This window comes from Microcystis sp. BLCC-F210 (genome assembly GCF_042134685.1).
Taxonomy (GTDB): domain Bacteria; phylum Cyanobacteriota; class Cyanobacteriia; order Cyanobacteriales; family Microcystaceae; genus Microcystis; species Microcystis aeruginosa_D.
In genome coordinates this window covers 1,250,773-1,265,053 of the sequence record NZ_CP169647.1, presented here as the reverse complement: position 1 = coordinate 1,265,053, position 14,281 = coordinate 1,250,773, and the positions used below count along the sequence as shown (strand labels likewise).

The window sequence follows — 14,281 nt, the reverse complement described above, 5'->3', positions numbered from 1 at the left end:
TAATGCTCCGGTGGGAGTCGATCGTCGATTTGATCAGAAACACTCTCTAGGGATCTGTGTGGGGAAATGGCTGTTATACACTTGAATCAAGTTAAATTGGACAACTAGCGATCGCTTTTCGGCGGAAACAGGGAATTAGAGAAGAAATGCTAATAAGCTAAGACGCATTTAAACCGCTTATTCTTAGATTAGCAGCCAGATTCAGACAAGAAAGGCTGAAAATTTGCCATGTCCCTTGCCTACACTCTATCACTTGTTCTAGATGTCTGTATAATTTGCTACATTTTTAGATGCGCTTACCCTGATTTCCCGATCCAATCCATCCAGTAAGGTTACTTTAGAATTTGGGTTACAAGTTGAGGATAAAACGGGGATTCCTTTGGTGACAAAAGGTTCAGCACAAGCTAATATTAAAGTTGCTATTGAATGGCAATTTAACCAAGATAAGGGAGGTTAGTATGCAAGTTCAAATCGAAAAACGCTATTACACACCTGAAGAATATTGTCAGCTAGAAGAAACAGCAGAATACAAAAATGAATATCTAGATGGAGATATTATTCCTATGACGGGAGCAACAATCAATCATAATCTGATTGCTGGTAATTTTTATAAAAATTTTCCGACTAAGATTAACAATCAAGATTATTGGGCTTTTATGAGTGATGTACGGTTATGGATGCCAAGATATCGCTTTTATACTTATCCTGATGTCATGGTGATTAAAGACAAACCATTATATGAAGGAAAAGGCACAAACACTGTAACTAATGCGTTAATCATTGTCGAGGTTTTATCGAAATCAACTAGAGATTATGATCGTACTGATAAGTTTAAGTTTTATCGCTCAATTCCTGAGTTTAAAGAATATATTTTGATTGATCAATACCGTTATTATGTTGAACAATTTTATCAACAAAATAATGGGGAATGGTTGTTTAAAGCCTCTGAATCAGACAAAGATGCTTTAAGGTTTCATTCTGTGGATTTTCAAATGTCATTGCTGGATATTTATCAACGCATTGATTTTAATTTAAGTGAAGAATAATGGTTCTTTGGTTTGTCTTATGCAACGGACAGGATCATAAGAGATGAAACCCTTATAGAGAAAAACATTTGGTGATTTTTGTCAATTGTTTTTTATCTAGAGCGAACTAATTAATTGAATCTCTTGCCAGATAAGGATTTAGTTGATCTATGCAACCTGCTCGAACCATACCAAGTAACGAAGAGCCGAAAATTTTAACACCTACCTAGTTATAAAGTATAGAATAATCTCAGAAAAAGCCTCCAGAAAATGTCAAATCAACCATGAAAAAAATTATTTTGATTTCTAGTCTATCTTTAACAATGATAGTCGGTACTTCCTGGGCAAAACCGAATATAGTTTTGGCTCAAACTTGTAATTACTTTGCTGGAACTGCTGTGACGGGAAAAAGCGTTAACATCGATTTATGTTCAATTGTTCCGGCTAGTTCCCGTAGTGTTGACTTTGTTTATTATTTAGGAAATCAACGACTGGTTAGCCAAGCTAATTGTGATAACGGAACTTGGACGACTTTTCCCGAAAGACAAATTCATCGTCCCCGCTCTCAGGCGACTCAAACGATGCTAGAGGTGGTGTGTAGTTACAGATTCAATAGTTCTCAATCCACATCAAGAATCGCTACAGCAATAGTCTTTTCTCCACCATCAAATGTGAGAACATCCCCCAATGGCAATATCATCTGTTCAGTCAGAGAACGTAGAACCATCAATATTTATGGTTCGGTTGGCTCTTGGTATTATACGAATGTCTGTGGGGAAATGGGTGTTATACATTCCAGTCAAATTAAATTTGCCAACTAGCGATCGCTTTTCGGCGGGAACACAGAAACGGGTAGAATCGATCAATGCAGTTGTTTTCTTTCGAGGTGTCGTCATTAATAAGAAAGCTACCCGTTCCTTAGCCGGTATTGCCGGAATTGTCGCCATTGCCACCTTAATCAGTAAGGTTTTTGGTTTAGTCCGCGAACAGGTAATCGCCGCTGCCTACGGTGTTGGGCCAGTGGTGAACGCCTACGCTTTTGCCTACGTTATCCCCGGTTTTCTGTTAATTCTCCTCGGTGGTATTAACGGCCCCTTTCACAGCGCTTTGGTCAGTGTTTTGGCCAAAAGAGATAAATCCGAGTCCGCACCGATTGTCGAGACTATTACCACCCTAGTCAGTGCGATTTTATTAGCTGTCACCGTCTTTTTAATCGTTTTTGCCAATATTTTTATCGATGTTCTCGCTCCCGGTTTAGATGCCGCCACCCGCAGCATGGCCATTCAACAACTGCAAATTATGGCCCCCATGGCGGTTTTAGCCGGTTTAATCGGCATCGGTTTCGGTACTCTCAACGCAGCGGATCAATACTGGCTACCGAGTCTCAGTCCGCTTTTTTCCAGTGTGGCGGTGATTATCGGGGTGGGTTTGCTGGCCTGGTTCGTTGGCGATCGCATTGATGAGCCGCAATATGTGCAACTGGGGGGTTTTGTCCTCGCTGGCGGTACTCTCGTTGGGGCGCTTTGGCAATGGCTAGCACAAGTGGGCGCACAAGTCAAGGCAGGTTTAGGAAAATTAACATTTCGTTGGGATTGGCGGATTCCGGGGGTGTCGGAGGTGTTGCGGGTGATGATTCCGGCGACCTTATCTTCGGGAATGTTGCATATTAACGTTTATACTGACCTCTTTTTCGCTTCTTTTATCGAAAATGCCGCCGCTTCCATGCGTTACGCCAGTTTTATCGTTCTCACGCCCTTGGGCATCATGTCTAACATGATTCTCGTGCCGTTTATGCCGATATTTTCTCGACTGACGGAACCGGAAAATAGGGGGGAATTGAAGCAAAGAATCCGTCAGGGTTTATTATTGACGGCTTTAACCATGTTACCCTTTACCGCTATCTTTATCGCCCTCGCTTTCCCGGTAGTGCGAGTTATCTATCAACGGGGTGCCTTTAATCTGGCTGCCTCGGAACAGGTGGTTCCCGTATTAATGGCCTACGGTTTCGGGATGTTTTTCTATCTCGGTCGCGATGTTTTAGTACGAGTGTTCTATGCTTTGGGTGATGGCGAAACTCCTTTTAAGGTGAGTATGGTAAATATTTTTCTCAATGGTGCGCTGGATTTCCTCTTGTATAGACCTTTTGGTACTCCGGGGATTGTTTTAGCAACCGTGGGGGTTAATATCCTTTCTATGGGCATTTTTACGGTGATTTTAAATCGTCGTTTAGGAGGTTTACCCTTAGGAGAATGGGGTTTATCCCTATTGGGATTAACGGTAATTACAATGCTTTCTGGTGTTGCTAGTTGGGGTGCTAGTTGGGGTTGGGAAAAGGTTTTCGGTGCTGGTAATATTTTCCTACAATTATTACAGTTAGGTTTTGCTTCGACCGTAGCAGTGGGTTTATTCCTCCTCGGTGCGATGTTATTGAAGTTACCTGAATTAGACCTATTAATCTCGCGAGTTCGTCAGAAGTTCTTGAAAAAATCTTAGGTTTAAGTTGCTGCCTTACCTCATCGTTACATACTATAAGGGACTTGCGCTTTGATAATGTACCTTTTGGGCGAACGCAGTTCGCCCCTACATTGTGGACAAAATCCGTTACTGTAGGGGCGCAAAGCTTGCGCCCTCCGATCGATTGGGATATTATTCCCACGCAAGTCCCTAAGGTTATTTATTTTTAGGAATTGGGGGCAGTTGCGGTGATTTTCGGCGAGAATTAGAACCGGATATTTTCGGGGGTAGGGGTGCAGAATTGCGATTAGATAAACTTTGAAGGCTCTTTTTCATATTAGCAGGTTCCGGCAGTTCTAGAGTTACCCCTTCCCTAGCAGTCATTGTTTCCTCTGGTAGGCATAAATCAAAAACAAAGGCGGAATTATTAGTTAAATCAGCCAATTCTAATTTTACCATCTCTGGAGAGGATTCTTGTGCTAAGAAAGGTTCAATTTCGGTTTTAATTAACTGTTCTAATTGAGCCAGATAATTGATCTTAACAGGAGTAACAATTAAAGTTAACATTTCTTGCCAACCTTGCCCCCCTAATTCGGCCAAAATATCCCCATAACAGCGAATTTGCCAGCTACCTATTCCTAAATCTCGATAGGAAAAAATTTCCAGCCAACCCCCGGCATCCGATCGATAATAATGGGTATATCGTTCGCTACTTTCGGGAGATTCGTAATCGATACGCACTTCAATATGAGCAAAAGGAGAATCCAGACGGGCCAAAAGACGATAGTTTCCCGAGACAATTTCTAGGGAATTAGTAGAAATTGTGCGTCCGTGATTTTCCCCTTGTTTTTGCAGTATAAATTCCATAATCTTAGCCTAGGTCTAATGTTTGGCCTCTTAGATTTGGTGGGTAAAATGTATTTTAAGATACAGTCCCGCCAGCGAGCGAGTGGAACGAACCACAAAGACACAAAGGACACAAAGAATAAGAGAGCCTAATGTTTCCCCATGACGCTAAAACTTAGGATTTGTGCCGAGAGATTTGCGCTTTTAATTCCCCTGCTTGTGTCAATAAATCCGCTTGGGTTAGACTAATTTGTTCTTGGGTGGCCATCCATTTCAGTTGTACCGTGCCATTTTCAGCCTCAGCATCCCCCAAAATTATACAGCCCACGGCCCTGGCTCGATCGGCCCGTTTAAATTGTTTCCCGAAAGCGCTGCCACTCAAGTCTAACTCGACGCTAAACCCCAATCCGCGTAATTGTTGCGCTAACACCACGCTGCGGGCCTCAGCTTTTTCTCCTTTGGAGACGAGATAAAAATCGGGAACCAAAAAAGATAAAGACTGCTTTTGTTGTAATAATATAATCAGACGTTCTAAACCGATCGCCCAACCCACTGCTGGTGTGTCTGGTCCGCCTAATTGAGCTATTAAACCATCATAACGACCACCACCGCAAACCGTAGCTTGAGCGCCTAAATCATCGGATTGAATTTCAAAGGCCGTATGGGTGTAATAGTCCAATCCTCGAACTAAACAGGGATTAAGATTATAGATAACTCCCAAATCAGTTAGTAAAGATTGCACCCGTTCAAAATGCTTTTGAGAATCACTGCCGAGATGTTCAAGAATACTGGGAGCATTCTCACAGATAATCTTGGTTTTCTCGTCCTTACTATCCAAAATTCGCAGGGGATTTTTTTCTAATCTCTGTTGAGAATCCGCGTCTAAATCAGCTTTGTAGGGAGTTAAATAATCTAGCAAGGCCTGACGATAATTTTGCCTATCTTGGGCATTTCCCAGGGAATTAAGGTCTAATTTTAGGTTTTCTAGCCCCACAGCTTTTAATATCTCGCTGGCAAGGGTAATTACTTCCACATCCGCCCTAGGATCATCACTTCCCAACAATTCGACCCCGATTTGATGAAACTGTCGCTGCCTACCCGCTTGCGGACGTTCATAACGAAACATCGGCCCCTTATACCAGAGTCTTTGTACTCCTCCAGCTGCCTGTAATTTGTGTTCAATGTAGGCGCGAACGACCCCAGCCGTTCCCTCCGGTCGCAAAGTCAGGGAACGTTGACCGCGATCGAGGAAACTGTACATTTCTTTACCTACCACGTCCGTCGCTTCCCCGATACCCCGTTCAAAAAGTTGCGTCTGTTCAAAAATGGGAGTTCGTATCTCTTGATACAGCGCAGTTCCTAGAATTCTGCCGGCAGTTTCCTCTAACCACTGCCAGTAACCGACCTCCGCCGGTAAAATATCTTTTGTGCCTCGGATTGCCTGAATTTCGCCCATAGTTCCCTGTATTTTTATCCTTAATTCAACAATCTTAAACCGCTGAGAGTCACTAATACCGTCGATCCTTCATGACCGATGACACCTAGAGGTAAAGTTATATCACCAACAAAATTGGCTATCAGCAATATGCCGATAAATGCGAGGGCGAAAGTGATATTCTGTTTAACGATGCGATTGGCACGACGACCAAGGTTAATTGCGCTGGGAATTTTGGCTAAATTATCGGACATAAGGATAATATCGGCCGTTTCCAAGGCCACATCACTACCCGCTTTTCCCATGGCAATCCCCACATTAGCCATAGCTAAAGCGGGCGCGTCATTAATGCCATCTCCTACCATAGCGACAGTGTGATATTTTTCTTGCAGATTTTTGATCACGGTTAACTTATCTTCGGGCAGTAAATCAGCGTAAACCTCCTCAATGCCGAGTTTTTCAGCGACTTTATCAGCACTTTGTTGATTATCACCCGTAATTAAAACGATATGTTCGATACCGATCTTTTTTAGCTTCTCCACCAGATTAACTGCCGAGTCACGAAGGGTATCGGCCACAGCGATCGCACCGAGCATCTGATTCTCTTGTACTACCCAAACGAGGGTTTTACCTTCTTTTTGTAAACGTTCGTGGGTAGCTAAAATATTCTGGTCAAGATCAGTAATATGGTCACGAATATAGGCAAAATTGCCCACAGATACCGACTTATCGGCAATTTTTCCCGTGATACCCCGTCCCGATACCGCTTGTACCTGATTAGCACTGAAGAAATTTATACCACGTTCCCTGGCTGTGGCGGTAATAGCGGATCCGATGGGATGTTCGGAACAGGATTCTAGGGCTGCAGCCACCGCTAACACCTCATTTTCGCTGACTGCATGAATAGGGATAATTTCCACCACTTGCAACTTACCAAGGGTGAGAGTGCCGGTTTTATCAAAAGCTATCGCTCGTATGCGGCCGATCATCTCCAATCTTGCGCCATTTTTGAATAAAATCCCCTGTTTTGCCCCGTTAGCGATACCCGATAACAAAGCTGGCATAATTGAGGCCATTAAAGCACAGGGAGAAGCCACCACGAGAAAAATTAAGGACCGATAGATAGTGGTTTCCCAGGTCCAACCCCAGAGAAAAGGCGGTAAAATCCCGAAAATTAAGCCCAAAATCACGATAATTTTCGCATAACCCCGCTCGAAACCTTCGATAAACTGTTGGGAGGGAGGGGATTCATTTTGCGCTTTTTCTACCAAACGAATCACCCTCTCAATTAAGCGACTTTCGGGGGGAGTTTCCACCTTTAAACGTAGCACCCCCGCACCGTTGAGAGTTCCCGCAAAGACTTCTTCACCGATGGTTTTATCCACGGGAAGCGATTCCCCAGTAATGGGCGCTTGATTAATGGGACTGTTTCCCTCCATAATAATGCCATCAATGGGGATTAATTCACCCGGTTTGACTAAAACTGTATCACCGATGTGTAATTGCTTGATAGGAACCTCTTTTTCGCTGTCTCCCGTGATTAATCTAGCAGTATCGGGAGTCATGGCCATGAGAGAACGAATATTGCGATCGGTTTTTGCCAGGGCAATCTGTTCTAATGCGCCACTAATGGCGAAAATTAGGATTAAAATGGCTCCATCGATGATCAGATAGTAATTACTGTCCCAGAGTCCCAAAATCGCCGCCCCCAACGCCGCTACAATCATTAACAGGTCCACATCCAGTTCTTTTTCCTCGAATAAAGTCGTTAATCCTGCTTGGGTACTCTCGTATCCTCCCACCACATAGGCGATCGGTAGTAGGATTAAAGCTAGGCCGATCAGATTAAGGTGTAGGCATAACCAACCAAAAAAGACTAAAATAGCGCAAATTCCTGCGGCAACTGCCGAGGAATACTCAGACAACCAAGAGGACGAAATATTCTGAATCATGGATCGATGGTAATTACTTCTCTCCCCATTCTAGAAAAAATTAGTCCACTGGAATTATTGAAAATAATTATTAATATAGGAGGAAGGATAGTTCGCTTTAACAGGGATGAGGGTATTTTTATTTTGATAAAGATTAGTAAGAGTGATGATAAAATTTTCCTTGATCTGGAAAAAAAGTCAAAAATCATCCTCCACAACCTCGTGATGTGGATTACTCGATATGCGTGTATTTCAGGAAGCTATAAGCTCTATTGCATTTAAATTTTGTACTAAAATTACCAATAGTCCGTTTAAATGCAGTACATCTTATTGACAGTTCTGATTAATTTTCTATTAAGATAACTTCGGTTGACGGAATTGATAAACATCAGTGATTGCGCGTACCCAACCGTTAGCAACAGATTCTAATAATCGATCGCCTTTTTGTTTACTTGCATTAGTAGCATCCCCCATGACTCCACTTTTAGTTAATTCTTTAGTTAACCAAGCAAAGGGCAATTTTCCTTCCATAGTTAATAAACTATTTTCTGGCAAACCTTGGGGATATTCTCGGACGGCGCGCTCAATTTTTACCTGTTCTGGCATTAATGATAACATAATGCTAGTTTCCACATCTCCTGCATGAATACCGTATTCTAATTCATATTCCGAGAATAATTCAGCCCCATTGTGGGGAACTCGCCAAGTGAACAAAGGAAATATTAAAAAATCGGGATATTGTTGATGGATATCCCTAGCGGCAATTTCCATAACTTGGGGTTGTCCACCGTGAGAGTTCATTAATACTAACTTGCGAAAACCGGAACGATAGAGACTTTCAGCTATCTCTTGAATGACCATTAATAAGGTGGCTGCCGAGAGGGTAATTGTGCCGGGAAAAGACCAATGTTCGTTAGATTTTCCGTAGTAGATACAGGGTAAAGCAAAGGCGGCAATGTTTGTATCTAATTTCTCGAAAGCTTTACCTAAAACCCCTAAACTAATGGCAGCATCAACGGCAATAGGTAGATGAGGTCCATGCTGTTCGATCGCACCAATTGGCTGAATAATTACCACATTTTCTTTGTCTGGCATTGAATCTATATCAGTCCAAGTAAGATAGGGAAAATAACGATGTGGGGGAATAAAGCTGTGCATCATAATTTTATTGTTGGTGAGAGATTATGGTTAAGGAAAAAATTACTGTTTATTTTGTCACTTTATCACTAATTCGTGGAAAAGTTGCCAATCGTTTTTAAAGATAAGGTTCATTTGCAAGACTTCTAATTCTTGTTAGTAAATCGTTAGGCTCTCTTGGGTTTGGTGGGTAAAATGTATTCTAAGATACAGTCTTCCCAGCGAGCAAGTGGAAGGAACCACAGAGACACAGAGGACACAAAGATTGAACGATCCTCTGTAAGTTAAACTTATCACACAGAACCTAGAAGAGCCATCGTTACACTGCTTACCAAGTTCAGGAAACTAAGATAATATAGAAAATCTTTGAAGTCGCTGTTTTCCAAGCATCTTAATAGTTTCTAATAAACTAGGTAATGAGGATTATTTATATTCAGTATAATCACCCTGCCTGAGTTGTTCTATTCCTAGATCGATGTTGCGTTTAAATACCTCCTATTGACGTTAAATTTCCTTGGCTGCTAGTGCTGGATGCTGAATTTTATGATCGAGAAGCTGTTGTTTTTGGTCAGTTAAGAAAAGGATAATTGGAGCAAGAGAATCAATTAGTTTAGTATTGATTGCAGCAGCAGCTTGACTCATAAATAAATAAACAAATGATTGGGTTTAATTAATTATTTTAATTTAGTCTAGCCCGAATTAGCAATCCCTAGGAATCGCCTCTTAAACTGATAAATCAAAAAGATTGGGATTGAATGGCCGTGATCACCACCGTATTGATAATATCGGGAACGGTACAACCGCGACTGAGATCATTGACGGGTTTTTTTAATCCCTGTAGGATTGGACCGATGGCTAAAGCTTTCGTTTCCCGCTGCACGGCTTTATAAGTATTATTACCTGTATTCAGGTCAGGAAAAATAAACACTGTTGCTTGGCCGGCCACCTCTGATCCCGGCATTTTTTGGGCGGCTACTTCCCTATCTACCGCCGCATCGTACTGAATCGGTCCTTCTAGCTTCAAATCGGGGCGTTTTTCCCTAGCGATTTTAGTCGCTTGTCGTACTTTTTCCACGTCTTCTCCCTGGCCTGATTGACCCGAAGAATAGGAAAGCAGGGCGATTCGCGGCTCAATTCCGAATTTTTGGGCGGTTTCGGCAGAAGATAGAGCAATTTCGGCTAATTCCTCGGCGCTGGGGTCGGGATTCACCGCACAATCCCCATAGACCAAGACTCGATCCTCTAGACACATAAAAAAGACCGAGGAGACGATCGCACAATCGGGCTTAGTTTTGATAATCTGGAGTGCAGGCCGAATCGTGTGTTGAGTGGTATGCACTGCCCCCGATACCATACCATCAGCATCGCCTTGATACACCATTAAAGTGGCAAAATAGGAGACATCCTGTGCATAATCCCGGGCCATGTCGAGATTCATTCCCTTGGTTTTTCTCGCTTCGTAGAGGATCTGCACATAGCTTTCAAAATGGGGACTAGCCACGGGGTTAATAATTTGCAGGCGATCGAGATCGAGAGTGATACCATGTTTTTTAATCACCATTGCAATCTCGTCCGGTTGTCCCAAGAGGGTTAAATCGACGATATCCTGTTCGATTAAAACTGTGGCTGCCTGGAGGATGCGCGGTTCGGTTCCTTCGGCCAAAACGATGTGACGTTTTTGCGCTTTGGCCTGTTGTACGAGATTATAGGTGAACATCTTCGGGGTAATCCCCTGGGTCCGCAAAGTGCGAATTTGCGCTTCTAGGCGATCGAGATTGATGTTACTGTGAAAAAGCTGCAGACTGAGGTTGATTTTATCGTAGTCCGTCGAGGTCAGGGTGGTTCGCACATTGTGGACGCGTTCGGCCGTGGTGTAGGTATCGGTGGTGACGGAGAGAATCGGTAAGGGATCGGGCAAACCTTCAATTAAACGGGCGATCGAAGGATTGAGGTGATGACCTGCTGTTAAGACTATACCAGCTAATTGGGGATAATTGGCCGATTGGTGGGCCTGTAACATCCCGATAATTACATCGCCGCGATCCCAAGGGGTGATAATTAAACTATCTTCTTTTATCCGCTCTAGGGCATTTTGCATCTGCATGGCCACCACCAGAAAGTTACTGGCTAAACTATCTAATCTGTGCTGTCCGTAGAGAACTTTTGCCTGTAATTGTTGGGCGATTTCTGCTACTCGCGGGCTGCTAAGTTTAGCATTATGGGGAATCACTCCTAGGGCATATTCTTGGGGGGGGAAAATTTTAGTGAGGGTTTTCCGTAATTCCTCTGTTTTTTCCTCTTCAGCTTGATTGATAATAATGCCAATCACCTTACAACCTTTATCTTGGTAGGTGTCGCAGGAAATCAGGATCGGACTAAGGGCATCTTCGATACTGCGCTGGCGAGCATTGCCTAATATTAAGATGGGATGGCCGAGATTTTTGGCGATTTCTGTATTTAGTTCAAATTCAAAGGCGGAATTTTCTTGCAGATAATCGGAACCTTCACAGAGGATAAAATCATACTTATTTTCTAAGTTTTTAAACTTTTTGATAATTTTTTCGATGATTTCATCAAATTTTTGTTGTACCAATAACTCCTTCACTTCGTCATAACATAAACCAAAGGCCTCTTCGTAGGTTTGTTCTAATTTAAAATAATTGAGGATTAAGTCAATGTCTTCATCCCGATGACCTTCGGAACAGTCGAGAACAATTGGCTGAAAAAAAGCAACTTTATTAGTTTTGCGGAGAATTAAGTCAATAATTCCTAAAGCTACTAACGCTTTACCGCTTCCCGTTGCTGTCGTGCTGATATATAAAGAGTTAGTCATGGGTATATGAAGAATAATAATGAATAACGAGGTGGGTTTTTATCCCCCCTGCCCCCCTTATTAAGGTGGTTTTTATCCCCCCTGCCCCCCTTATTAAGGTGGTTTTTATCCCCCCTGCCCCCCTTATTAAGGTGGTTTTTATCCCCCCTGCCCCCCTTATTAAGGTGGTTTTTATCCCCCCTGCCCCCCTTATTAAGGGGGGATTAAGGGCGTGAATTGTTGGGAAATTTTCAGGTAAACTATCTTTATTTGTTGGCTAATCCAGAGATTTTTATCACAGAGCGATCGCTGTTTGAATATCTACTAGAGAGTGATCGGCTATATGTAATCTAGCAGTTATTTTGTCCGATGGCTGTTCACTGGTAACATTTTTTCCATCGACTTGATTTAATTTCCTCAGACTAAAATAAAGACTCCAGAAAATCCTATCACCGGCTTTCCAGCTAGGGCTTGATTTTTCACAAAAATTTAAGCTTATCTCTCTACGATTGCCATTAAATTTTAACTGGAAGCAATTACCCCAGATTGTTGAAACCATTGGCTAATTCCGGCGGCTAAAACCTGCGCTAGTTGTTTTTGTGCTTGAGTATCGGTAATCCATTCAAATTCTTGAGGATTACTCATAAATCCTAACTCTAATAACAAAGAAGGACTACTATAGGGACGAGTTAAAGCTAAATTATTCCAAAATACTCCATAGGAAGGACGGTTAAGATTTTTAGTTAAATAATCATGGAGAAAAACTGATAAATCCGCTGCCTGGGGATGATACCAAAATATGCCAATTCCTTTGGTATTTAAGGCATCTCCATCATCGGGTAAAGCATTATAGTGAACCGATAGTGCTAGGGTTGGTTGCAGATTATTAATCATCTCTACCCGTGCTGGTAGGGATAGCTCAATGTCGGTTTCTCTGGTTAAATAAACTGTTGCCCCCAATTTTTCTAACTCCCGTTTAATCAATTTAGACATAACTAAATTAATCTCTTTTTCCGTGTAACCCGTCGGACCGACAGCACCGGTTTCTTTGCCTCCGTGTCCGGGATCTAATAAAATAACTTTCCCCTGTAAATTAGCACTTTTTTCTGGGGGATGACGCAGGGTTAAGATTAAATTTGTCCCTTGATAACGAAGACTATAACCCCACTGTTGTTTTTGATTAAGATTAAAAGTGTATTCTATCGTGGTCGGGTTAATTTGTCGCCAATCTAAACGTCTAACTAAAGGATTATCCACCAGAAAAATTGTATCGGTTTGGGCAATGGTATTATAGAGAGTCAAAATAAATTTATCATCTTCTTGTGCCACGGCGATGGGTACAGGATGGGAGAGAGGAAAAATAATTTCCGTTGCTTGATTGACACTGCGAGAAGAGAGACCACGAATATTAGCATTATCTAGGACTTCATTAACTATTAAACGGGTTTCTCGCTCTAAAATCCAACCACCATAATCTAACCGCAACCAATCCCCTTCTTTCCCAGTGACTCTCGCTTTTGTGCCTTGGGGTAAAGGAGTTAAACGGGAATAATCACTACCCGGTCCCGTGCGTGCTACCCCTTGGGCAGCTATAATTTCAATCACTGGTAAATTTTGATCGCTAATAATATTAATTTCTCCTTGACCTTGTTGACTAATTGATCGATTATTTAATTGTGCTGTAAAAATAGGTTTTCCTAAGTTAGCCTCTTGCTTAAACTGCTGACAACCTCGATAGTAACCAGTTTTATCCTCGGAATTCGCTTGATTAAGATTAGTTAAAACTGCGGCATTACTAGGCAGTTTTGTGGTTTGAGGTTGGGGTAAAAGAGGCAGAATTTTATCTCCTAACTGCACAGAAACCTGAGCTTGGGGAGTGGCAATCGCACTAAAACAAATCCATTCCCCCACTAACCTCGTCTTCTGGACAGAAGGACTGAGAGAGTTATCAGCAAAAGCTAAGTCTTGGGGAATAACTGCTTGAGTATCTCGACGAATTATTTGACGATTAATAGTTTGGTTTTGATAGCGAATAGTGAAATTATTTTCGCCAACTTCTAGGGGAAAACTAGGGGCAAAATATCCTTTAGCACTGCGTTGAATCGGTTGATTATTGAGCAAAACTTGACCCGATGGAGGAGCAGAACCAATAAAAAAGATTCTAGCGGCCGTGGTTTGATGATTATCGGGAGGATAAACAATCATTAATGAGGTAGATTTAGCGCTGATACTGTGATAAAAACCGATTAATAGCACTAAACCCCAACCAATTAAGATATTTTGCCCAAAAGTTCTCACCTTTAACCAGAATAGCCCCATATTATCCCCCTCTTAGCTGACAAATAGGCTCTTCTGGTTTCTGTGTGGAAACGAGGTCTATAATGATAGTTTCTTCAGAAAAATAGTCCCAAAAGTCTTTCTCAGTAAACATTTCACGATTCCATAAGCAAAAATTATCACAGAAATTCGAGAAGAGCCACAAATATTATCCTAGGACAAATTCTGGAGGTTTGTTGTTCGTCTTCTAAGCTGTACTGTATTTAAACTGATCAGGAAATTTAGTACAAATGCTCTGACTTCTTCTCCCCATCACCCCATCACCCCATCACCCCATCACCCCTCTCCCTGTTTTTGACCCTAA

Annotated in this window: 12 protein-coding genes and 1 pseudogene; 5 read left to right on the top strand and 8 right to left on the bottom strand. The window is 42.1% G+C overall.

Annotated elements, in window-relative coordinates; translation table 11 throughout:
* The first annotated feature begins 301 nt into the window (after window positions 1–301).
* The 5 genes and pseudogenes from ACE3JL_RS06055 (at window position 302) to murJ (ending at window position 3,518) form a co-directional block, all read left to right on the top strand.
* The gene (locus ACE3JL_RS06055; RefSeq protein WP_375329589.1) at window positions 302–457 is read left to right on the top strand and encodes a CU044_2847 family protein; all 156 of its coding nucleotides are present in this window, start codon (window positions 302–304) and stop codon (window positions 455–457) included.
* Between the two features lies 1 nt (window position 458).
* On the top strand, window positions 459–1,046 hold the full coding sequence (locus tag ACE3JL_RS06050) for a Uma2 family endonuclease (protein ID WP_193958857.1): 588 nt from the start codon (window positions 459–461) through the stop codon (window positions 1,044–1,046).
* Between the two features lie 12 nt (window positions 1,047–1,058).
* A pseudogene (locus ACE3JL_RS06045) lies at window positions 1,059–1,244 on the top strand (hypothetical protein).
* A gap of 65 nt (window positions 1,245–1,309) precedes the next feature.
* Window positions 1,310–1,846, top strand: coding sequence for a hypothetical protein (locus ACE3JL_RS06040; RefSeq protein WP_375329060.1), 537 nt, complete (start codon window positions 1,310–1,312; stop codon window positions 1,844–1,846).
* The gene (murJ, locus tag ACE3JL_RS06035) at window positions 1,791–3,518 is read left to right on the top strand and encodes a murein biosynthesis integral membrane protein MurJ (protein ID WP_375329059.1); all 1,728 of its coding nucleotides are present in this window, start codon (window positions 1,791–1,793) and stop codon (window positions 3,516–3,518) included. Before ACE3JL_RS06040 ends, murJ begins: the two co-directional genes overlap by 56 nt.
* Before the next feature lie 177 nt (window positions 3,519–3,695).
* Here murJ and ACE3JL_RS06030 read toward each other — a convergent pair whose 3' ends face one another.
* The 8 genes from ACE3JL_RS06030 to ACE3JL_RS05995 all read right to left on the bottom strand — a co-directional run bounded on the left by ACE3JL_RS06030 (window position 3,696) and on the right by ACE3JL_RS05995 (window position 13,959).
* Window positions 3,696–4,346, bottom strand: coding sequence for a hypothetical protein (locus tag ACE3JL_RS06030; protein WP_271988359.1), 651 nt, complete (start codon window positions 4,344–4,346; stop codon window positions 3,696–3,698).
* A gap of 154 nt (window positions 4,347–4,500) precedes the next feature.
* Window positions 4,501–5,781, bottom strand: coding sequence for a histidine--tRNA ligase (gene hisS, locus ACE3JL_RS06025; RefSeq protein WP_375329058.1), 1,281 nt, complete (start codon window positions 5,779–5,781; stop codon window positions 4,501–4,503).
* 20 nt (window positions 5,782–5,801) lie between these two features.
* Window positions 5,802–7,712 (bottom strand): heavy metal translocating P-type ATPase, encoded by a 1,911-nt coding sequence (locus tag ACE3JL_RS06020; RefSeq protein ID WP_375329057.1) that lies wholly within the window; start codon window positions 7,710–7,712, stop codon window positions 5,802–5,804.
* Window positions 7,713–8,045: 333 nt separating this feature from the next.
* The gene (locus tag ACE3JL_RS06015) at window positions 8,046–8,852 is read right to left on the bottom strand and encodes a creatininase family protein (protein WP_375329056.1); all 807 of its coding nucleotides are present in this window, start codon (window positions 8,850–8,852) and stop codon (window positions 8,046–8,048) included.
* A 480-nt stretch (window positions 8,853–9,332) separates the two neighbouring features.
* Entirely contained in the window at window positions 9,333–9,470 is a 138-nt protein-coding gene (locus tag ACE3JL_RS06010; protein WP_271988355.1) for a hypothetical protein, read from the bottom strand.
* Between the two features lie 94 nt (window positions 9,471–9,564).
* Entirely contained in the window at window positions 9,565–11,661 is a 2,097-nt protein-coding gene (gene pta / locus ACE3JL_RS06005; protein WP_375329055.1) for a phosphate acetyltransferase, read from the bottom strand.
* A gap of 274 nt (window positions 11,662–11,935) precedes the next feature.
* On the bottom strand, window positions 11,936–12,199 hold the full coding sequence (locus ACE3JL_RS06000) for a hypothetical protein (protein ID WP_271988353.1): 264 nt from the start codon (window positions 12,197–12,199) through the stop codon (window positions 11,936–11,938).
* A complete protein-coding gene (locus ACE3JL_RS05995) occupies window positions 12,163–13,959 on the bottom strand; it encodes an N-acetylmuramoyl-L-alanine amidase (protein WP_375329054.1) in 1,797 nt (598 codons plus the stop codon). Before ACE3JL_RS05995 ends, ACE3JL_RS06000 begins: the two co-directional genes overlap by 37 nt.
* Between the last annotated feature and the right edge of the window lie 322 nt (window positions 13,960–14,281).